Raw genomic sequence first — 20,964 nt, 5'->3', positions numbered from 1 at the left:
TCCGCCGCAATTTTGAGCATTTCCTGCTCAGAATCGGACTACCGGTGCCAACAACCGGGGCGGACAACGCCGCCCCGAATGGGTCAAAGCGGAATATTGTCGTGCTTTTTCCATGGGTTCTTAAGCTGTTTGCCGCGCAAACTGGCAAAGGCTCTGGACACGCGCCGGCGGGTCGAATGCGGCATGATGACCTCGTCGACGAACCCGCGTTCGGCGGCGACAAAGGGGTTTGCAAACCGATCTTCATAATCGGCGACATGCTGTGCGGTCTTTTCCGCATCATGCAGATCTGCCCGGTGAATGATCTCGGTTGCACCCTTGGCACCCATCACCGCGATTTCGGCTGTCGGCCAGGCATAGTTGAAATCGCCGCGCAGGTGTTTGGACGCCATAACCACATAGGCACCGCCATACGCCTTGCGCGTGATCACCGTGACCTTGGGCACGGTCGCCTCGCCATATGCATAAAGCAGCTTTGCGCCGTGCTTGATCACGCCGCTATATTCCTGCTGTGTGCCCGGCAGAAAGCCCGGCACATCGACAAGCGTCAGGATCGGAATTTCGAAACAGTCGCAGAACCGCACGAACCGCGCCGCCTTGCGCGAACTGTCGATATCCAGACATCCCGCCAAAACCATCGGCTGGTTCGCCACCACACCTACGGTCTGACCTTCCAGCCGGATAAAGCCGGTGATGATGTTCTTGGCGAAATCTTCCTGAATTTCGTAGAAATCGCCTTCATCGGCTATTTTGGTGATGAGTTCCTTCATGTCGTAGGGCGTGTTCGGATTGTCCGGAACCAGAGTGTCCAGCGAATCCTCGATCCGGTGAGGGTCATCAAAGAACGGGCGCACCGGAGGTTTTTCGCGGTTGTTGAGCGGCAGGAAATCCACCAGACGGCGCACTTCTGCCAATGCTTCCACATCGTTTTCGAACGCGGCGTCGGCGACCGAGGACTTCTTGGTGTGGGTCGAGGCGCCACCCAGTTCTTCAGCCGTTACAACCTCGTTGGTAACCGTTTTGACCACGTCGGGGCCCGTCACGAACATGTAAGACGAGTCTTTGACCATAAAAATGAAGTCAGTCATCGCGGGGCTGTAAACCGCACCGCCGGCGCATGGGCCCATGATCACGCTGATCTGCGGAACCACCCCCGAGGCCGTGATGTTGCGCTGAAACACTTCGGCATACCCGGCCAGCGAAGCCACGCCTTCCTGGATTCGCGCACCGCCCGAATCGTTGATTCCGACAATTGGTGCTCCGTTTTGCACCGCCATATCCATGATCTTGCAGATCTTCTGGGCATGCGTCTCGGACAGCGACCCACCAAAGACCGTAAAGTCCTGGCTGAACACATAGACCATGCGGCCGTTGATGGTACCCCAGCCGGTGACAACGCCATCACCTGCAGGTTTTTGTTTTTCCATTCCGAATTCGGTGCATCGATGACTGACGAACATGTCGAATTCTTCAAAGCTGCCCTCATCCAGCAACAACTCGATCCGCTCTCGCGCCGTCAGTTTTCCGCGCGCATGCTGGGCATCAATCCGCCTCTGCCCGCCGCCCAGTCGTGCGTCGTTGCGGCGGTTTTCCAACTCGGAAAGGATGTCTTTCATGACGATTATCCCCTGTAAAATTTGCCGGGACCCTACCCCTTTGCGCCTCTCATCCAAAGCCCTTTTCGGCAAATTTGCAAATATTCAGCAACAACAATCTGGATAACTGTAAACTTGCAAAGTCTCTTATTGAGATCGCTGGATTGCTGGCAATCCCAAATTCCATGACTATACATGTGAACCATGCAGTTCAGCTCTCGCGCGGTTCGCCGCACACCACCCACATTGGCGACACTGGTATTGCTCGCGGGCTTGTCTGCGCTGAGCATGAACCTGTTTCTGCCGAGCCTGCCGAACATGGCCGCGTATTTTGGCGCCGATTACAAGGTCATGCAGCTGTCGATCGCGCTGTATCTTCTGGTCAATGCCGTTCTGCAAATCCTGATTGGGCCGCTCGCCGACAAGGCAGGTCGCAGGCCAGTTCTGCTGTGGGGGATCGGCTTGTTCCTGCTGGCCACGCTTGGATGCATCTATGCCCCCAACGTTGAAATCTTTCTGGCGTTCAGAATGTGCCAGGCGGTCGTGGTTGTCGGCATGGTTCTCAGCCGAGCCGCGGTAAGGGATATGTACGATCAGGATCAGGCGGCATCGATGATCGGATATGTGACAATGGGTATGGCCGTGGTCCCGATGATCGGCCCGGCGATCGGCGGGCTGCTGGAGGAAAGCTTTGGCTGGAAAGCGAATTTCTGGCTGCCTTTCGCCCTGGGTGGATTGACGCTTGCCTTGACCTTCGCGGATTTTGGCGAAACGTCAGCCAAAAGCGGCAAGACCCTTGTTCAGCAGTTCAAGGAATACCCTGAACTTCTGACCTCGCCACGGTTCTGGGGCTATTCACTGTCCTGCGCGTTGTCTTCGGGCACCTTCTTTGCCTATCTCGGTGGCGCGCCCTTTATTGGAACCGAGCTGTTCGGACTAAGCGCGGCACAGGTCGGCATTTATTTTGGTGCACCGGCAGTCGGTTATTTTGTTGGCAACTTTCTGAGCGGTCGTTTTTCCATGCAGATTGGCATCAACCGGATGGTGCTGTGGGGCAGCCTGCTGAACGCCTTGGGCGTTGCGCTTTCGGCATCCTTGTTCCTCGCAGGTCTGGGCACCGCACTCAGCTTTTTCAGCTTGATGACCTTTGTGGGCGTCGGAAACGGCATGGCCATTCCCAATGCCACTTCCGGCGCATTGTCTGTTCGTCCGCATCTGGCCGCTACCGCCTCGGGGCTGAGCGGCGCAATCATGCTGGGGGGCGGCGCGGGCCTGAGCGCGCTGGCAGGCACCCTGCTGACCCGGGAAACCGGAGCCATGCCGTTGCTCTGGCTGATGCTCACCTCCGCAGTTCTGGCGATTTTCGCAATTGTATCCGTCATTCGGCGAGAACGGCAATTGGGGCTGTAACGACTTGCCCAGAAAACTTTGCAAAGTTAATCTCCCCAAACAGAAAACTTGCAAAGGCACCTCATGGCCACCCAAAAGCTCTATGCCGGCGCGAAACTGCGTGAAATGCGCACGCGACTGGCCCTGACACAACGCGAATTCGCGGCGAAACTGGGTGTTTCACTCCCATATCTGAACCAGATGGAGAACAACAACCGGCCGATCTCGACCACGGTTGTGTTGGCTCTGGCACAAGAATTCGGCATGGATGTCACCGAGCTCAGCACCGGCGACAGCGAGCGACTGGTGTCGGACATGCGCGAAGCTTTGGCCGACCCGGTTTTTGCGGATATTCTGCCGCCACTTGCCGATTTACGCCTGACGGCATCAAACGCCCCGGCCTTGGCCCGCGCATTTATCGAGCTGCACAAAACCTACCGGCAAACGCATGAACGCCTCGCGTCACTGGACGAAGCTTTGGGGCGGGAAGACGCCCGAATGCAGGCCAGCCCCTGGGAAGAGGTGCGGGACTTCTTCCACTATTGCGACAACTACATCGACGCCGTGGACCGGGCGGCAGAACTGTTCGCCAATCGCGCGGAAAGCCCGGGCAGCATCCGGCAGGCTGCTTTGAACAGCCTGACTGAGCGTGGCATTCAAGTGATGTTCTCTGACATCGCCCCTTTGCGCACCTATGACGCTGAAAGCAAAATCCTGCGCCTTTCCTCTCGCTCGACTCCGCAAACGCAAGTGTTTCAACTGCTGTTGCAGGTCGCATTGATCAGTCAGGACAAGCTGCTGGAAGCGACACTCGATTTTGCCAAGTTCCAAAGCGAAGAGGCACGGTCCATCGCTAAGATCGGCCTCGCCAATTATTTCGCCGGCGCTTCCTTGATGCCCTATTCCGCATTCCTGACCGCCGCTCAGGAAGAGCGCCACGATCTGGAGCTGCTCAGCAACCGGTTCGGCGCATCGATTGAGCAGGTTGCGCATAGACTGTCGACGCTGCAACGCCCCGGTGCAAAAGGTATCCCGTTCTTTTTTGTCCGCGTGGATCAGGCCGGAACAATCACGAAACGGCACTCGGCCACGCGTCTGCAATTTGCACGGTTTGGTGGCGCATGCCCCCTTTGGAACGTGCATCGGGCCTTTGAAACGCCGGGCCATTTCCTTCGGCAACTGGCAGAAACGCCGGATGGTGTGCGTTATATCTCGCTGGCTCGGGATGTGTCGAAATCAGGTGGTTCATTCGGCGCACCGGTCAGGCGGTACGCAATTGCGCTGGGGTGCGAAGTGCGCCACGCCCCGGCGCTCGTGTATGCCGACAACCTCGACATAAACAACGCCAGCGCTTACGAGCCCATCGGCATTTCCTGCCGCATCTGCGAGCGGCAAAACTGCCATCAGCGCTCGGTCCCGCCGCTGGAACGTCGGCTCAGCATCGACACCCATACGCGCGGCACCCTGCCATACGAAGTCACCTGAGTTCGTATGGCCAGAAATTAACCGGGGGAGCCCCGACCGGGGCCGGGAAAGGACAGGGACAGTATCCCCCGGCCATAATGTTCAGGCCTTGGACAAAATCGCCCAGATTTCGTCTTTCAGCGCTGCCCGCTTCTTGCGCAAATCAACTTCGGCCAGGTCTTCCATGGGTTCGACGTTGGTTTCAGCCCGATGCACAACGCGATTGACCTCGTGATACTCATCAGCCAGACGGGCAAAATGCGCGTCCGTTTGCTTGAGCTGGCTCATCAGTTCAACCTTGTCCGGAAACTCTTCGGCCAGTTCATGCGGGGTGTGGGACATGTCTGTTCGCTCCTTAATATGTCGTTGCATATCAGTGGTAGAAGCGTGACGCGCCGCCCACTTTGACGCGGATCAATTTCATACAGTAAAAATTCAGAATTCAGCGTCGCGCAGCACGCCAACCCGCTGCACGTGCTTCGGCAGCAGAGCAAAACCATCGCTCGCCCTTGGCTGCGCTGATCCGGGTCTTGGAATAGTACCTCTGGCCCGGTTCGTGAAAGATCCTTTCGCCCTTTGACGAAACATTTCCTTTAATAATGCATACATCAGAGGATTTCGGTTTCTTGCGCGCCCTGTGCACCCAAGGCACCTGAATCTGAGTTTTGTGCAATCCCCTGTTTCCAGTCTTCGCAACCCGCTCGGCGCCTGCATACGTGTCCGAATATTTGCGGTACGCAAAGGCCAAGCCCTGCTCTACAATCTGGGTGGCGACGTCTTCGCGCTCCACGCTGCACCGAGCAACGATGCGACCGTAGCGATCCCGATCCACCGGGACACATGTGGTCATCCGTCCCTGAAACTGCTTCTGAACCATATGAGTGGCCCACGCCCCGCACGGCCAGCTTGATCCGTCGGAATCCTGACAGGTCTGATCCAGTTCGGGCGCATCGATACCGTGCAGCCGCACCCGAACACCACCGACATTCCAGGTGTCCGCATCGATTACGTGAACCCGACCCGCAAGGTGCTCTGCGGCATGGGTTAGACCTGGCAGCAGAAGAACAAAGGTTAAACAAATCCTTAACATGCCCCCGATATGCGCGGTATTTCACGCGCATTCAACCGGGGGCCGTTTGGAAAGGTTAACGTTGAGCGGTTGCCCAGTTGGGGTGAATCCACGGACGATCATTGGCCTTCGGCAGCGGATCTTTGCCCAATAGCGAATCCGACACTTTTTCACCCACCATGATAGACGGCGCATTAAGGTTGCCGTTGGTGATCTGCGGAAAGATTGAACTGTCCGCAACGCGCAACCCGTCCACGCCGATGACACGGCCTTGGGGGTCGACTACCGCATTCTTGTCATCCGCGCGCCCCATCCGACACGTACCGCAGGGGTGATAGGCGCTTTCCGCATGCTCCGCGATAAAGGCGTTCAGCTCTTCATCCGTTTGGACAGCGGAACCGGGCTGAATTTCCTTGCCCGCAAAGGGCTTGAAGGCGGCTTGCCCAAAGATTTCGCGGGTCAGCCGGATACAGGTGCGGAAATCCTCCCAATCCTTTTCATGGCTCATGTAGTTGAACTTGATCACCGGCGCATCTGCGGCTTGGGCAGAGCGCAATGTGACCGCCCCGCGTGACGGGGACCGCATCGGGCCGACATGCGCCTGGAACCCGTGCCCCTCGGCAGCGGCCTGCCCATCATAGCGCACCGCTATCGGCAGGAAGTGGTATTGAATGTCGGGGTATTCCACGCCCGGCTTCGACCGGATGAACGCAGCGCTTTCGAACTGGTTCGATGCGCCCAGTCCCGTTTTGGTAAACAGCCATTGCGCCCCGATCAGGCCCTTGCTGAACAGGTTCCAGTGCTTGTAGAGCGTGATCGGTTGCAGCGACGCCTGTTGGATATACAGCTCAAGATGGTCCTGTAGGTTAGCACCAACCCCCGGGCGATCCGCCACGACGTCGATCCCATGCTCGGCCAGATGCGCCGCTGGGCCGATACCGGACAACATCAGCAGCTTGGGCGAATTGATCGACGATGCCGCCAGAACAACTTCGCGCCGGGCCTTGATGACCTCTTTCCTGCCGCCACGGATCAGTTCGACCCCTGTGGCGCGGCCGTTTTCCATGACAACCCGAGACGCAAGACCGCGCACGATATCGCAATTGTCGCGCTTGAGCGCGGGTTTCAGATAGGCATTCGCCGCAGACCAGCGCCGCCCTTTCCAGACGGTCTGCTCCATCGGGCCAAAGCCTTCCTGCTTTTCACCGTTGTAGTCGCCCGTGACTTCGTAACCGGCCTGCTGACCGGCATCCACAAAGGCCTGAAACAACGGGTTCTCGCGCGGGCCGCGCGACACGTGCAGCGGACCGTCAGTGCCGCGCCATGCCGGATCGCCCCCGTGGCCGCCGTCGTGCCAGGTTTCCATCCGTTTGTAATAAGGCAAAACATCCGCGTAAGACCAACCGTCAGCCCCCATCTCGGCCCAGGTATCGAAATCGCGCGCGTGGCCGCGAACATAGACCATGCCATTGATCGAGGACGACCCGCCGATCACCTTGCCGCGCGGACAGGCCAGGCGGCGGTTGTTCAGGTGCGGCTCGGGCTCGGACTGATAGCCCCAGTCATAGCGCGACATGTTCATCGGATAGCTCAGCGCCGCCGGCATCTGAATGAACGGCCCCATATCGGTGCCGCCGTGTTCGATCACCAGAACCGAGGCCCCGGCCTCGCTCAGACGATATGCCATTGCGCAGCCTGCGGACCCTGCGCCGACGATGACAAAATCTGCTTCCATTTCCACAACTCCTGCCCCGCCGAGAAGGTTGGATGCCTCCGGCGGGAGTATTTTCGAAAAGATGAAGAGGTTATTCGCCGCGTGGGAACCGGGCGTTTTCCTCGACGATGTTCAGATCCATGTGATTGCGCATGTAGCGTTCCGACGCTTTTTGCAGCGGCTGATAGTCCCACGGGTAGTATCCGCCCTGCCGCAGCGCTTCGTACACAACCCAACGCCGCGCCTGGCTGGCACGGACTTCGGCGTCGAAGCGATCCAGATCCCAACGGGCCTCGGATTTGGCACGCAGTGTTTGCAGCGTACCTGCGTGTTCGGGGCTGTCTGCCAGATTGTTCACTTCGTGCGGGTCGGCCTCAAGATCAAACAACTGATCAGGGTCCAGCGCACAGCGGTTGTATTTCCACTTGCCATATCGCAACGAGACCAGCGGCGCGTAGGATGCCTCGGCCGCGTATTCCATGGCTACCGGTGTGGTTCGTTCTTCGCCCAGTGCCAACGGCACGAGGTTTTCGCCATCGGTCCAGGGGGCAATCTCGGCCATGTCTACGCCGGCCAGCGCCCCCAGGGTCGGCGTTACGTCAATTGTTGACACCGGAGCATCAATCCGGCCGGCGGGCAGATCAGGCGACGCGATCATAAGCGGCACTCGCGCCGAACCTTCGTAGAAGTTCATCTTGAACCACAGCCCGCGTTCACCCAACATGTCCCCGTGATCCGAAACGAACAGGATGATCGCCTCTTGCCGGGTGGTTTCCAGCACTTCGAGGATTTCGCCTATCTTGTCGTCCAAATAGGAAATATTGGCGAAATAGGCGCGGCGCGACTTGCGAATGTCTTCCTCGGTGATGTCGAAGCTACGCCAGTCGTTGGCATCGAAGATCCGCTTGGCGTGAGGATCCTGGTTGTCATAGCCGATATCAGCGATTTCGGGCAGCAGATGCGCGCAATCCTCGTAAAGGTCCCAGTATTTGCGCCGGGCGACATAGGGATCATGCGGATGGGTGAAGCTGACGGTTACGCACCACGGGCGATCATCCTTGCCGCGTGCCAGATCATAAAGCTTGGCCTTGGCGTTGTAGGCGACCTCGTCATCATATTCCATCTGGTTGGAAATCTCGGCAATACCGGCGCCGGTGACGGACCCCATGTTGTGATACCACCAGTCGATGCGTTCACCCGGCTTGCGGTAATCCGGGGTCCAGCCGAAATCGGCCGGGTAGATGTCGGTGGTCAGGCGGTCTTCGAACCCGTGCAGCTGATCGGGACCGACGAAATGCATCTTGCCCGACAGGCAGGTGTAATAGCCCGCGCGGCGCAGGTGATGTGCGTATGTGGGGATATCGCTGCGAAACTCGGCCGCGTTGTCATATACGCCGGTGCGCGACGGCAATTGACCGGACATGAAGCTGGCCCGCCCGGGCGCGCACAAGGGCGACGCCGTGTAAGCGTTGGCAAACCGGGTTGACCGTTCTGCCAGTTTCTTCAGGTTCGGAGCATGAAGCCAATCAGCGGGACCGTCTGGAAAGAGAGTCCCGTTGAGCTGATCCACCATCAGGATCAGAATGTTCGGTTTTGTCATTTTTCAGCCTCGAGCAGAGTGTTGAGCACACGCATCGCGTGGTTCACGGCCAGTTGCGGTTCTTCAGGGGCGCTGAGTGCGGCGCGGATGTACAGACCGTCAATCAGGGCAACCATGTTCTCGGCCGCCTCTTGCGGGTCAGCCAACTTGTGCCGCAGGGCGTGGGTCAGATTGGATTTGATGCGGGCCTGATAGATCTGCCACAGGCGCAGGGCATCATCATTTGTCTGAGCCAGCACATAGAAGGTCATCCATGCCGCGATCACATCGGGTGTGAAACAAGAAGGCGCAAAACACGCCCTGACGATCGCCTGCGCCCTTTGGTCCGGCGTAGCCGCTTTCAGCTCGCCCCTTGCTTCTTCGCCGAAGTCCGACAGGATCCGGCGCATGGCGGCCAGAAAGATCTGATCCTTGCCGCCGAAATAGTGATGCGCAAGCGCGCTGGACATGCCCGCACGTTTGGCAATCTGACTGACGGTTACATCAAGGGATTTCTTCACGCCCAGCTCAGCGATTGTCGCGCGAACAATCGCATCCCGGCGGATTGGCTCCATTCCGACTTTTGGCATCGTTCTCCCCTTGAGCAGGCGTCACGGGACCACGCTAGGGGGTTTTTATTGACTCGTCAATTAATGAAAAATCAGAGAGCGATGTCGTTACAGCTTCGGCGCAATACTCGGAGGCGTCAAGTCCTTGCGGTTCAACACGAATTCGCGCCACGATATAAAGCTCACGGCGGCAAGGATCAGCGTGCCGCCCGCGACAACCCACACGTCAACGCTTTCATGGAAAACCGCGGCGCCCAGGATCGTGGCCCATATCAGCTGAAGAAACGTCACCGGCTGCGTGACGGCCACTGGCGCCGCCTGAAGCGCCAGGGTCATGAAATAGTGCCCGGCGGTCGCAAAGCTGGCCACCAGAAAAAGAACCCCGATATCCCGCAGGCTTGGCTGCGTCCAAACGGCGATCGCAAAGGGTATCAAGGCAATGGTCACCCAGATCGACAGATGTGCCACAACGACGGCGGGCGGTACGTCACGCACCAGAATCTTGGCCAATAAATACGACCCCCCAAGGGTCAGGGCCGTTCCCAGCATGGCCAGATGGCCTGATGACACTTCGCGAAACCCGGGCCGCAGGATGATCAGGACGCCAACCAGAGCGACCAAAATCGCAGCAATCCGGCGAAAGGCCAGCTTTTCGCCCAAAAACAGGGCCGCCCCCAGTGTGACGTAAACCGGAGTCATGTAATTCATGGCTGTAACTTCGGCCAGTGGGATCTGTGTCATCGCAAAGAACCAGAGCATGACCGCAACCGCATGCACGACGCCTCGCAGACCGAACAGCGTCAGCAGGCGGGGGGTCAGATGCGTCGCCATGATCGACCGCATGGCCGGCAACAGAAACACCAACCCCAGCACATATCGCAGAAAGGCGGCCTGGATGGAATTCATCGATGTGCCCAGCGACTTCACCAGCGCGGTCATCACAACAAAGGACAAGCCGGCGGCGAACATCCAGAACATGCCGGCAAGCGGACGGGACGATACGGTGGATGAAGTCATGTTCAAGGTTGAACACCGAAACCCGGCCGGGAACAACCCTTCACATGGTAACAAGTTTCAACGCGATACCCAACATGACCACGCCAATCCCTGCGTCCAGCACCTGCCACGCCCTGGGGCGCGCAAAAACAGGCGACAGGATGCTTGCCCCATAGCCAAGCGAAAAGAAGAATACAAAGCTGGATGTCATCGCGCCGAGGGCGAAACCAAGCCGGTCGTCATATTGGGCCGAGATCGAGCCGATCAGCACGACCGTATCCAGATATACATGCGGATTCAGCCAGGTGAACGCGAAAACCGTCAGCAGCGCAGCCTTGAGGCTGGTTCGCTTGCCATTGCCGATTTCCATCACCGAACCACCCAGCCAGGACGACCGAAGACTGCGCAAGCCATACCAGGTCAGGAATGCCGCCCCACCGTATCGCATCACGGTTTCGAACCAAGGTGCGGCCTGTGCCAGTGTGCCAAAACCTGCTACGCCTGCTCCGATCAGGATGGCATCAGACACCGCGCAGGTCAGGCACAGAAAAAACACATGCTCGCGCCGCAGGCCCTGCCTCAGAACAAAGGCGTTCTGCGCCCCGATGGCGAGGATCAGGCTGAAACCCAGCGCGAAACCGGCGATCACGGATGTAGGCATGGTATCTCCTGCGTTGCGTTTGCGTTGACTAATGGCCGCGATGCGATCTATCAAATTAAAGATGTTGCCCTCAGTTAAGTTTTGCTAATGCTTCTGGATCCTCACCAATTGGCCGCCTTGTCAGCCATTCTGCGCCATGGCAGCTTTGATGCGGCGGCGGCGGAACTGGCTGTAACCCCTTCGGCGATATCCCAGCGGATAAAAGCGCTGGAGGATCGCGTGGGCGCCTCGCTCATCCATCGGGGAACCCCTTGCACCGGAACGCCAGCCGGGCAGCGCATCGCACGTTACGCTGAAGATGTCGGACTGCTCGAGGCGCAGCTGGCACGGGAATTGGCTCTGGTACAAGAACCCGGGTCCGCAAGGGTTCGCGTTGCGGTACCCGCCGACATTCTGGCCACCTGGTTCATTGACGCGATGGCGCGGGTGCCCGACCTGCTGTTCGACCTTGTGATCGACGATCAGGATCATTCTGCAGACTGGCTGAGGCGCGGCGAGGTCAGCGCCGCCGTCACTGTCGGCGGACAAACCGTGAGCGGTTGCGACGCGATTGAGCTGGGCGTGTTGAGGTATCTGCCCACCGCCAGCCCGGAATTTGTCAACACCTGGTTCAAGAACGGCGTTACCGAGGAAACCCTCAGCAAAGCGCCTTGCCTTGTCTTCAACAGGAAGGACGGTCTGCAAAAAGCGTGGATCGCACATCACACCGGCAAACATCTGTCACCGCCTTTCCACTTCCTGCCATCTTCGCAAGGGTTCGTTGATGCCGCAGTCGCCGGAATTGGCTGGGGCATGAACCCCACAGCCCTTGTGCAAGACGCCATGGCGCGCGGACTTCTGAGCCCGATCGTTCCAGATGCGCCACTGGACATCGCGCTCAGCTGGCAGGTCGGGCGGGTTCTTGCCCCGGCGCTCAAACCCCTTACACAGGCAGTCCAGCATGCTGCGCAACGGGTTTTACTACCGTCACAAGGCAAATAGTCAGACTCATTCGATTGGAGGAACCAATGTTCTCGCGCGACGCCCTCAGTTATGACCCCATTCCCCTGCCCGACCGATGCGAGATCAGTGATGCGGACATGCAGGACGCGGCAGTGGCTTTTTTTGAAAAGATGCGGCGACGTCATACCGTTCGGGACTTCTCCACGCGCCCGGTGGCTCGTGACGTGATCGAAACCTGCCTGCGCACCGCGGGAACGGCCCCGTCAGGTGCAAACCACCAGCCCTGGCATTTTGCTGCCATCTCGGACCCCAAGCTGAAACTGCGCATCCGCGAGGAAGCCGAGGAAGAAGAGCGTCGCTTTTACGCGGGAGCGGCGGGCGATGAATGGATCAAGGCTCTGGAACCCATCGGGACAAACGCAGTCAAGGAACATCTGACCATCGCCCCGTGGCTGATCGTGGTCTTTGCCCAACGCTGGGGGCAATTCGAAGACGGGACGCGGTACAAGAATTACTATGTGCCAGAAAGTGTGAACATTGCCACCGGCTTTCTGCTGGCGGCGTTGCATCACGCCGGTCTCAGCACATTGACACATACCCCGAACCCGATGCGATTTCTGACCGATGCGCTGGGTCGGCCCGCTTCAGAGAAACCGACAATGATCATCGCAGTTGGACATCCCTCGGAAACCGCGACCGTGCCTTCCGTTGCAAAGCTGAAAAAGCCCCTGGACGAGATTTCTTCCTTTTTCTAGGCGGAGCCGCATCAGCCCTGTGTGCCAGAGGCGTCCTTTCGGCCCGGCGACATCGTCAGATAGCATGTCACGCAGGCCACCAGGCTGGCCGCGACTATGAACCCGACGGCCAATGCAACCTCGTGCATATGGGCGACCGCGGCCAGAGCCGCCGAAAGCAGCACCGCCAACAAACGGGTAAAAGACTTGATCGCGGCTGATCCCTGAACGCGCTGTTCCTTGGGCGCGACGTCCAGGAAATAGAGCTTGCGCGCGCTGCTGATCCCGGTCACCGCAACGGTGACGACAAACAGCGCGATCGCGTGCAGATGCACATCGTGATCGATACCCAAGTCGTGAAATGCCAGAAGAACGCCACCGGTTGCGGCCACCATCAGTGTCCCGACCACCATGACGGCACGATGAGACTTCATGTTCACGACCTGCCACAAAGGCCCGGACACAAGATAGCCCGAAGCAGATGAAACAATCATCGCGGTCAGTCCCTTGGCCGAGCTGTGATGCGCCTCGGCCGCGATCAGCGCGAAGAACGGGACAGAGAGCGAAACAGCCACCAAGAGCATTCGCATGACCATGTAACGCCGAAACCACGAGTATTCGAACATGCCCAGAATACCCCGGGCATTGGCCTTGAACGACAGCTTTGCCGTGGGTCCGGTCTTGTTTGCCGACTCCGCCGAGCGGGCATTCTCTGTCATGGCCAGCATCAAAAGCCCTGACAGCATGAAGAACGCAACCGATACACCGATCATGGTTGAGTGGCGGGAAAAAGGTGGGTTTTCCCTGGTGATCTGATGCACCAGCATGGCAAGACCGATGGCACACAGGCCTCCGCCCCCAAGTTGCAGGTAATGCAGGACCATGCGCGAACGCGAGTGGACATGATCGCCCAGCAGATCGGTGAACATCAGGTTCTGAACCTCGTCCACAAGACCGATCACGAAAAAGACCGCCACGAAGACCACTGCGATCAACGGAACGATCCCGGTCGCGGCGGCCACCATCGCCAAAACCAGACAGGATCCGATGATCGCTTCGGTCAGGGCAATGGCGCGTTTCTTTTGCGATTTCGCCGCGACGGATTGCGCCAGAAAGAAATCGGAAATCATGCTGCCAATCATTCGCACCGAAACCAGCGCGCCCGCCACGAACATCGGCAATTCGAATGACACGGCCAGAAACGGCAAAACCACCGATGGGCTGCCCAGAGTCCACGCAACCTGAGACACGATACTCTGCCCAGCAAGAACCGGCACGTTTCGCTTGGCCTTTTCAGCAGTCGCATCCATCGCGGATCTTTCGGTGGTGTTGTCCCGGAAATTCCGAGTTTTTCCAGCCTATGCGTTTCGAAGGGTTCAGCCAACAACTCTTCAAAACTGTCCGAAAACGAAAAAACCCGGCCGTTGGGCCGGGTTTCGCCGTCAAGATCCGCAACAACTCAGAGCTGTGCCATCACCTCATCCGAGGCTTCGAAATTGGTCGTGACACGCTGCACGTCGTCATCGTCTTCCAGCGCGTCCACCAGCTTCATCAGCTTTTGCATGTCTTCCAGACCCAGCTCGGTCGTGGTGGTTGGCTTCCAGACCAATTTGGTGGATTCCGATTCACCCAGCGCGGCTTCCAACGCGTTCGAAACGTCGTTCAGATCCGTATCCGCACACCAGATGATGTGGCCATCCTCTGAACTTTCGACATCTTCCGCGCCGGCCTCGATGGCGGCTTCGAAAATGGTGTCTGCGTCACCCGCCGTTGCCGGGTAAATCACTTCGCCCTTGCGTTCAAACATAAACCCGACCGAGCCCGTCTCGCCCAGATTGCCGCCGTTCTTGGAAAAGGTCGAACGCACGGTCGACGCAGTGCGGTTGCGGTTGTCCGTCATGGTTTCAACAATCACGGCCACGCCGTTGGGGCCATAGCCCTCGTAGCGGATTTCTTCGTAATCGTCGCCTTCACCGGCGGTGGACTTTTTGATCGCGCGGTCAATCACATCCTTGGGAACCGAGTTCGACTTGGCCTCTTTCACGGCCAGACGCAAGCGCGGGTTCTTGTCGGGATCGGGGTCGCCCATCTTGGCGGCAACGGTGATCTCTTTCGACAGTTTGGAAAACAGTTTGGACCGCGCGGCGTCCTGACGCCCCTTGCGGTGCTGGATGTTGGCCCATTTTGAGTGGCCTGCCATAATGCGTCCTCGTCATCGTGATTGCGTGTTCGGCGCTCATATAGACGTTTGCAGGGGGCAGGATCAAGAGAGCGGCTTGCGACGGCTTCACCGACTAGTATGGTGACGGCATGACGACAGACCAGATCATTCTTTTTGCGCTTTTCATCACCGTCTTCGGAATGCTGCTGTGGGGCCGGTTTCGATACGACCTTGTGGCCTTTGCCGCGCTGATGATCGGCGTCGTGCTGGGCGTCGTGCCGGTGGATGACGCCTTTGCCGGGTTCGGACACCCGGCCACCATCATCGTGGCGCTGGTTTTGGTGGTTTCTGCCGGTTTGGTCCGGTCCGGAGCAGTGTTCCTGATCACCCGCACGCTGGTGGATGCCTCGCGGGGTCTGGGCGCGCATATCGCCCTGATGGGTGGGATCGGTGCGGTTCTGTCGGCCTTCATGAACAACGTAGCGGCGCTGGCGCTGCTGATGCCCGTGGACATTCAGACCGCACGCAAGGCCGGACGATCAGTGGGCCTGTCGCTGATGCCGCTGAGCTTTGCCACTATTCTGGGGGGGATGGCGACGCTGATCGGCACACCTCCGAACATCATCATCGCGTCGATCCGGACCGAAACACTGGGCGAGCCGTTTCACATGTTCGATTTTGCCCCGGTCGGTGGGCTGGCCGCGATCGCCGGTCTTGCCTTTGTCGCACTGGTAGGCTGGCGCCTGATCCCCAATCGCGGACCGCAGGCCGAGACATCGGAAACCTTGGCCGAGTACATCGCCGAGCTGACCGTTCCCCCGGAATCCGCCCATATCGGCAAACGGGTCAGCGAGCTTTATGAGGTGGCCGAGAAATCGGACGTGGCCATCATCGGATTAATCCGGGATGGCAAGCGTCGTTATGGCCGGTCGGCGCACGCTGTTTTACAAGAAGGTGACGCGCTGGTTCTGGAAGCCCGACCCGAAGCGCTGGACGAGTTTCGCGCGGCGCTCAATCTCAACTTCTCGGACACGCGCCGGCAGGAATTGCTGACGGCTGAGGGTGACGGGCTGGAAGTGATCGAAGTCGTCGTGCCGGAAAGCGCGCGTATCACAGGTCGCACGGCACAAGGGCTTGGGCTGGCCTGGCGGCAAAGCACCGTTCTGATGGGCATCTCACGCCAGGGGCGCAGGATCACCCAACAGGTCCGCAAGACCGAGGTGGAACCGGGCGATATCCTACTGCTGCTCTGCCCCCGCGACCGCGCTGCGGATGTTACGGAATGGCTGGGTTGCCTGCCCCTTGCCGGACGCGGGCTGAACGTTACTGCAAACGACAAGGCAGGGTTGGCCATCGGTCTGTTTGCCGCCGCTGTTTTGGCCGCAAGTGTTGGGTTGATCTACCTTCCCATTGCTTTGGGACTGGTCGTGATTGCCTATGTGCTGACCAAGATCATGCCGATCACCGACATTTACAATCACATCGAATGGCCGGTGGTCGTACTGCTGGGGTCTATGATCCCTCTGGGCAGTGCTTTGGAGACCTCGGGCGGCACCGCGCTGATCGCAAACGCCCTGATCCAGCTGACCGATGGTCTGCCCGCCTGGGCCATTCTGACCGTATTGATGGTTGTCACGATGACTCTGTCGGACGTGTTGAACAACACCGCCACCGCCATTGTCGCCGCGCCGGTCGGGATACAGATGGCACGCACGCTCGAGGTGTCACCCGACCCGTTCCTTATGACCGTGGCCGTTGCGGCCTCGGCTGCCTTCCTGACCCCCATCGGGCACAAGAACAACACGCTGGTTCTGGGTCCCGGCGGCTATCGGTTCGGAGATTACTGGCGCATGGGATTGCCGCTGGAAGTGCTGATCATAGCCGTTTCTGTTCCCGCCATTCTTGTATTCTGGCCGCTGTGACCGGTAAAGGCTGCGCATGAAACCCTTTTTGATCCTGCAACTGCGCCCCGAAACAGATGCGTCCGACGCCGAATATGCCTCGATCTTGAACCGAAGCGGGATGCCTCAGGAACGGGCGCACCGCGTCCGTTTGGATTGCGACGACCTGCCAGAAGGGCTGGATGTCACGGAGTATGCCGGTGTCATCGTAGGCGGCGGACCGGGATGCGTCAGTGACGACCCGGCGACCAAATCCCCGCTGGATGCCCGGATCGAGGCTGCGATCATGGGATTGATGCCGCAGATCATCGCACGGGATCACCCGTTCATGGGCTGCTGCTATGGCCTTGGCATTCTGGCGGCTTACCTGGACGGCGACGTCAGCAAGGCCCGGTATGGCGAACCCGTCGGACCATCCACGTGCCACCTGACCGCTGAAGGGCGGCAGGATCCGTTGACCGCCGGGTTGGAACCCACCTTCGACGCTTTCGTTGGCCACAAGGAAGCGGTTCAGGCTCTGCCAGAGGGATGCGTGCACCTTGTCGCGTCAGACCCCTGCCCGTTCCAGATGATCCGTTGGGGGCAGAACGTATACGCCACGCAGTTCCACCCAGAAGCCGACGCCAGGGATTTTGAACAGCGCATCAATATCTACAAGAACCACGGCTATTTCCCGCCTGAAGACGCGCAAAAACTAATCGACCACTGCCATTCGGCCGATGTCACGCAGCCGGGCGAAATCCTGCGTCGGTTCGTCCGACGATACGAATGACCCAACGGCGCGGTTGCCTGCGCCTTGCCCCCTCGCATAGGCTGATCTGACGCAACTTTGGGAGGAGTTGTCCTTGGATTTGCTTTTGAATGTCGGCTTGCCGGTGTCGCTTGCCATTATCATGTTGTCTCTGGGCATCGGGCTGGAGGTGGCAGACTTCCGTCGTGTCCTGAGCCGGCGACGCGCCTTTGCCATCGGGGCGGCAAGCCAGATTGTTCTCTTGCCAGTCGCGGCCTTTGTGACGGTCACAATCTTTGCATTGCCCCCCGAGATCGCGGTTGGTTTCATGCTGCTCAGTTTTTGCCCGGGCGGCGTAACCAGCAACATCCTCTCCAAGCTCGCCAAAGCCGATGTCGCGCTTTCGGTCAGCCTGACCGCCGTGATCAGCCTTTTGTCGATGGTGACCGTGCCAATACTGGCCGCGTGGTCGATCAGGCACTTCATGGGCGACGAAGCCCCCGAGGTTTCGATCACCGGGCTGGCTGTTGCATTGTTTCTGATAACAACGCTGCCTGTGGCCATCGGGGTCGGAATTCGCAACTTTGCAACAGGGTTTGCAAACCGCGTAGAGCCGGGATTGTCGACGCTCGCGACCGTTTTGTTCGTGCTGATCGTTGCCGCGGCACTGGCCGGGAACTGGCAATTGTTCGTCGACAATCTTGGCATCATGGGCGCAGGCTTGATTTCTTTGAATATCGCCCTGCTGTTCATCGGGCTCGGGCTGGCGCGGATATCAAACCTGCCCTGGAATGAGTGCAAGACGATCTCGATCGAAACCGGAATTCAAAACTCCACGCTGGGCATTACACTGGCGGCGCTGATCACGAATACCGAAAGCGGGTTCAGCCCGCTGGCCCTGCCCTCGGCAGTTTATGGCATTACGATGTACGCCGTGGTTCTGCCGTTTCTTGTCTGGTTCCGCAGGCGCTGAAAGGACCGTTATGACAAACAACACTGCTGATGCGATCGTAATCGGTGCTGGTCTGGCCGGATTGGCCGCCGCCGCCGAACTGGGCGACCGAGGTAAGAAGGTAATCATACTCGATCAGGAACCAGAAGGTTTTCTGGGCGGCCAGGCCTTCTGGAGCCTGGGCGGCTTGTTCATGGTCGACACGCCGGAACAACGCCGCATGGGTATCCGCGACAGCCACGATCTGGCATTGCGCGACTGGATCGGAAGCGCGCAGTTTGACCGCGAAGAAGACACCTGGCCCCGCAAATGGGCCGAGGCGTATATCGAGTTCGCCGCCGGTGAAATGCGCCCCTGGCTGCATGACATGGGCCTGCGCTGGTTTCCGGTCGTGGGTTGGGCTGAACGTGGCGGGTCTTATGCAAACGGGCATGGCAATTCCGTCCCGCGCTTTCACATCACCTGGGGCACCGGACCCGGCGTACTGGAACACTTCATCCGCCGGGTCCGCGACCATGTCAGCGCCGGCCTGATCCAGCTGAAGTTCCGCCATCAGGTCAGCCATATCATCATGCAGAACGGCGAGGCCAAGGGCGTCTCGGGCGAGGTTCTGGCCGATGATGCGGCCCCACGCGGCGGCAAGACCAACCGTGACGAGGTGGGCGAGTTCGAGGTCTATGCACCATCCGTCATCGTCACCTCGGGCGGGATCGGTGGCAATTTCGAGATGGTGCGCCAGAACTGGCCCCGCGACCGCCTGGGCGAACCGCCCAAGGACATGGTGGCGGGTGTGCCCTTCCATGTGGATGGTCGGATGATCGCCATCAGCGAAAAGGCCGGTGGCCATGTCATCAACGGAGACCGCATGTGGCATTACACCGAAGGCGTGCGCAACTGGGATCCGATCTGGCCCGACCATGGCATTCGCATTCTGCCCGGTCCCAGCTCGATGTGGTTCGACGCGCGCGGAAACCGGTTGCAGCCCCCCTGCCTGCCCGGGTTCGACACGCTGGGCACCCTGCGCGAAATCCTTAAGACTGGCTATGAATACAGTTGGTTCGTCCTGACACAGAAGGTGATCAAGAAAGAATTCGCCCTGTCCGGGTCTGAACAGAACCCCGATTTCACATCAGGCAGCTGGAAGGAAGTGATCCGGCAGCGCATCCTTTCGGGGTCGAAAGCCACCGGCCCGGTCGAGGCGTTCAAGGAAAAGGGCGAGGATTTTGTCGTCGCCAACACGTTGACCGAACTGGTGAGTGGCATGAACCACCTGGGCAGGGGTCTGATCGACGAGGCGCATCTGCGCGCCCAGATCGAAGCACGGGATTCACAGGTGGACAATCCGTTCTCAAAAGACGCGCAGATGATGGCGATCCTGGCGGCGCGCAACTATCGCGGCGACAAGCTGATCCGCACCGCCAAACCGCACAAGTTCCTGGACCCCAGGAATGGCCCGCTGATCGCGGTCAAGCTGCACGTGCTGACCCGCAAGACACTGGGCGGTTTGCAGACCAATCTGGACAGTCAGATGATCGGCGCCGACGGTCAGGTTGTGCCGGGCCTGTTCGCAGCCGGCGAAGTCGCCGGGTTCGGAGGCGGTGGCTATCACGGCTACAACGCGCTTGAGGGAACTTTCCTGGGCGGCTGCATCTTTTCGGGTCGCAACGCCGGACGATCGAGGGCCATCGCGTGACAGCCCTGCCCTATTACTTGCGCATCATTTTGATCACCGGCTCACCCTGAGCATCCAGCAAGGCCAGCGCGTTGCCTTGCATCGCGAAGGTCGTGACACTTTGCATCGCCTTGAGAAACTGCCGCTCGACCTCATCCAGCGGGGGTGGGCAAGCCATGAGCGTTGCAGCCATATTGTCCGGGAACGCAATCCGATTGTCAGAAATCTCGGCCTGGCCACTGAACCGGTTGCAACCTCCGCTGCCTGAAAATGCCCCGCCCTGCCCAAAAGCAAGTTCAGGACGTTTCTCTGTCTCGACAGCCGCACCATTGAGGCCCGAAGCGACCCATTCGGTGTTTTCCAGCATCGCAGCACCTTGGTGTTGCACCTGTATCATCAGCAGGTCAGCTGAATTCTCGGCCCCATGTGTAAGTACCGGATAAACGGTGTCCGTGGTGAACAACAGCTTTTGCCCCTGCATGACCGAAGCACGCACGGCGTATCTGCGCCCGTCCTGAATCAATGCGTCATCATAGGTCAGTTCGAACTGCGCCGGAACTCCGGTCAGAGCATATCTCTGCGCGGCAAGCGTTTCGGCCGGCGCATCCGCCAATGAGATATCCTGAAGCTCGACGAACAAGGTCGTGTCAGGCGGAAGCGCAATACGCTCTCGGTAGGTTGCAGTTCCTTCGACGGTTCCGGCAAGCGATGCGCCGCTCAAAACGGTGGCGAAAGCAACCGCAGGAAACATGGTGCGGCCGAATGTCAGCATGGCAGTACCCCTTAAAGTAATATTTCTACAAAAGATTGCTGTTCATCTGACATTTACAAGTACG

At 59.0% G+C, this 20,964-nt stretch carries 19 protein-coding genes; 8 read left to right on the top strand and 11 right to left on the bottom strand.

Annotated features, from left to right (window positions below):
- Window positions 1-83 precede the first annotated feature (83 nt).
- Window positions 84-1,616, bottom strand: a complete 1,533-nt coding sequence (locus tag ACR0LI_RS01865; protein WP_171630880.1) for an acyl-CoA carboxylase subunit beta — start codon at window positions 1,614-1,616, stop codon at window positions 84-86.
- Window positions 1,617-1,799: 183 nt separating this feature from the next.
- On the opposite strand from ACR0LI_RS01865, the gene ACR0LI_RS01860 reads away from it, so the two are divergent.
- Window positions 1,800-3,005 carry a multidrug effflux MFS transporter gene (locus tag ACR0LI_RS01860; RefSeq protein WP_480717921.1) on the top strand — a complete coding sequence of 402 codons (1,206 nt, stop codon included), beginning with the start codon at window positions 1,800-1,802 and terminating at the stop codon, window positions 3,003-3,005.
- Between the two features lie 63 nt (window positions 3,006-3,068).
- On the top strand, window positions 3,069-4,469 hold the full coding sequence (locus ACR0LI_RS01855; protein WP_480619925.1) for a helix-turn-helix domain-containing protein: 1,401 nt from the start codon (window positions 3,069-3,071) through the stop codon (window positions 4,467-4,469).
- Window positions 4,470-4,550: 81 nt separating this feature from the next.
- On the opposite strand, the gene ACR0LI_RS01850 is transcribed toward ACR0LI_RS01855, so the two are convergent.
- The 7 genes from ACR0LI_RS01850 to ACR0LI_RS01820 all read right to left on the bottom strand — a co-directional run bounded on the left by ACR0LI_RS01850 (window position 4,551) and on the right by ACR0LI_RS01820 (window position 11,036).
- On the bottom strand, window positions 4,551-4,790 hold the full coding sequence (locus tag ACR0LI_RS01850) for an HP1242/YdcH family protein (RefSeq protein WP_152458727.1): 240 nt from the start codon (window positions 4,788-4,790) through the stop codon (window positions 4,551-4,553).
- Window positions 4,791-4,890: 100 nt separating this feature from the next.
- Window positions 4,891-5,538: a thermonuclease family protein gene (locus ACR0LI_RS01845; RefSeq protein ID WP_171630873.1), complete on the bottom strand. Its 648-nt coding sequence runs from the start codon at window positions 5,536-5,538 to the stop codon at window positions 4,891-4,893.
- Window positions 5,539-5,593: 55 nt separating this feature from the next.
- Window positions 5,594-7,252 (bottom strand): choline dehydrogenase, encoded by a 1,659-nt coding sequence (gene betA / locus ACR0LI_RS01840; protein ID WP_171227852.1) that lies wholly within the window; start codon window positions 7,250-7,252, stop codon window positions 5,594-5,596.
- Window positions 7,253-7,322: 70 nt separating this feature from the next.
- On the bottom strand, window positions 7,323-8,831 hold the full coding sequence (gene betC / locus ACR0LI_RS01835) for a choline-sulfatase (RefSeq protein WP_480717920.1): 1,509 nt from the start codon (window positions 8,829-8,831) through the stop codon (window positions 7,323-7,325).
- Complete coding sequence (gene betI, locus ACR0LI_RS01830) at window positions 8,828-9,400, bottom strand: choline-binding transcriptional repressor BetI (RefSeq protein WP_171630867.1); 573 nt, start codon at window positions 9,398-9,400, stop codon at window positions 8,828-8,830. Before betI ends, betC begins: the two co-directional genes overlap by 4 nt.
- Before the next feature lie 87 nt (window positions 9,401-9,487).
- Window positions 9,488-10,396 (bottom strand): DMT family transporter, encoded by a 909-nt coding sequence (locus ACR0LI_RS01825; RefSeq protein WP_171227849.1) that lies wholly within the window; start codon window positions 10,394-10,396, stop codon window positions 9,488-9,490.
- A 40-nt stretch (window positions 10,397-10,436) separates the two neighbouring features.
- A complete protein-coding gene (locus ACR0LI_RS01820) occupies window positions 10,437-11,036 on the bottom strand; it encodes a LysE/ArgO family amino acid transporter (RefSeq protein WP_171630864.1) in 600 nt (199 codons plus the stop codon).
- 87 nt (window positions 11,037-11,123) lie between these two features.
- Between ACR0LI_RS01820 and ACR0LI_RS01815 the strand changes: the two genes are divergently transcribed.
- Window positions 11,124-12,017, top strand: a complete 894-nt coding sequence (locus ACR0LI_RS01815) for a LysR family transcriptional regulator ArgP (protein ID WP_480717919.1) — start codon at window positions 11,124-11,126, stop codon at window positions 12,015-12,017.
- Between the two features lie 26 nt (window positions 12,018-12,043).
- Window positions 12,044-12,733 (top strand): nitroreductase family protein, encoded by a 690-nt coding sequence (locus ACR0LI_RS01810; RefSeq protein WP_171722874.1) that lies wholly within the window; start codon window positions 12,044-12,046, stop codon window positions 12,731-12,733.
- A gap of 11 nt (window positions 12,734-12,744) precedes the next feature.
- Here ACR0LI_RS01810 and ACR0LI_RS01805 read toward each other — a convergent pair whose 3' ends face one another.
- Both ACR0LI_RS01805 and ACR0LI_RS01800 read right to left on the bottom strand, forming a co-directional pair.
- Window positions 12,745-14,022 (bottom strand): permease, encoded by a 1,278-nt coding sequence (locus ACR0LI_RS01805; RefSeq protein ID WP_480490678.1) that lies wholly within the window; start codon window positions 14,020-14,022, stop codon window positions 12,745-12,747.
- 149 nt (window positions 14,023-14,171) lie between these two features.
- Window positions 14,172-14,912, bottom strand: a complete 741-nt coding sequence (locus ACR0LI_RS01800) for a YebC/PmpR family DNA-binding transcriptional regulator (RefSeq protein ID WP_152458737.1) — start codon at window positions 14,910-14,912, stop codon at window positions 14,172-14,174.
- A 110-nt stretch (window positions 14,913-15,022) separates the two neighbouring features.
- On the opposite strand from ACR0LI_RS01800, the gene ACR0LI_RS01795 reads away from it, so the two are divergent.
- The 4 genes from ACR0LI_RS01795 to ACR0LI_RS01780 all read left to right on the top strand — a co-directional run bounded on the left by ACR0LI_RS01795 (window position 15,023) and on the right by ACR0LI_RS01780 (window position 20,149).
- Window positions 15,023-16,795, top strand: coding sequence for an SLC13 family permease (locus tag ACR0LI_RS01795; protein ID WP_480717918.1), 1,773 nt, complete (start codon window positions 15,023-15,025; stop codon window positions 16,793-16,795).
- A 16-nt stretch (window positions 16,796-16,811) separates the two neighbouring features.
- Window positions 16,812-17,546, top strand: a complete 735-nt coding sequence (locus ACR0LI_RS01790) for a glutamine amidotransferase (RefSeq protein ID WP_480717917.1) — start codon at window positions 16,812-16,814, stop codon at window positions 17,544-17,546.
- Window positions 17,547-17,619: 73 nt separating this feature from the next.
- Complete coding sequence (locus tag ACR0LI_RS01785; RefSeq protein ID WP_480717916.1) at window positions 17,620-18,477, top strand: bile acid:sodium symporter family protein; 858 nt, start codon at window positions 17,620-17,622, stop codon at window positions 18,475-18,477.
- A gap of 10 nt (window positions 18,478-18,487) precedes the next feature.
- Complete coding sequence (locus tag ACR0LI_RS01780) at window positions 18,488-20,149, top strand: FAD-binding dehydrogenase (protein ID WP_480717915.1); 1,662 nt, start codon at window positions 18,488-18,490, stop codon at window positions 20,147-20,149.
- Window positions 20,150-20,162: 13 nt separating this feature from the next.
- Here ACR0LI_RS01780 and ACR0LI_RS01775 read toward each other — a convergent pair whose 3' ends face one another.
- Complete coding sequence (locus ACR0LI_RS01775) at window positions 20,163-20,900, bottom strand: YbaY family lipoprotein (protein WP_253283895.1); 738 nt, start codon at window positions 20,898-20,900, stop codon at window positions 20,163-20,165.
- Window positions 20,901-20,964: the final 64 nt, after the last annotated feature.

The sequence above is a fragment of the Ruegeria sp. CL7 genome (assembly GCF_056536445.1).
Note: the sequence above shows the minus strand (reverse complement) of the source record. Positions and strands in the feature narration are given on the sequence as shown.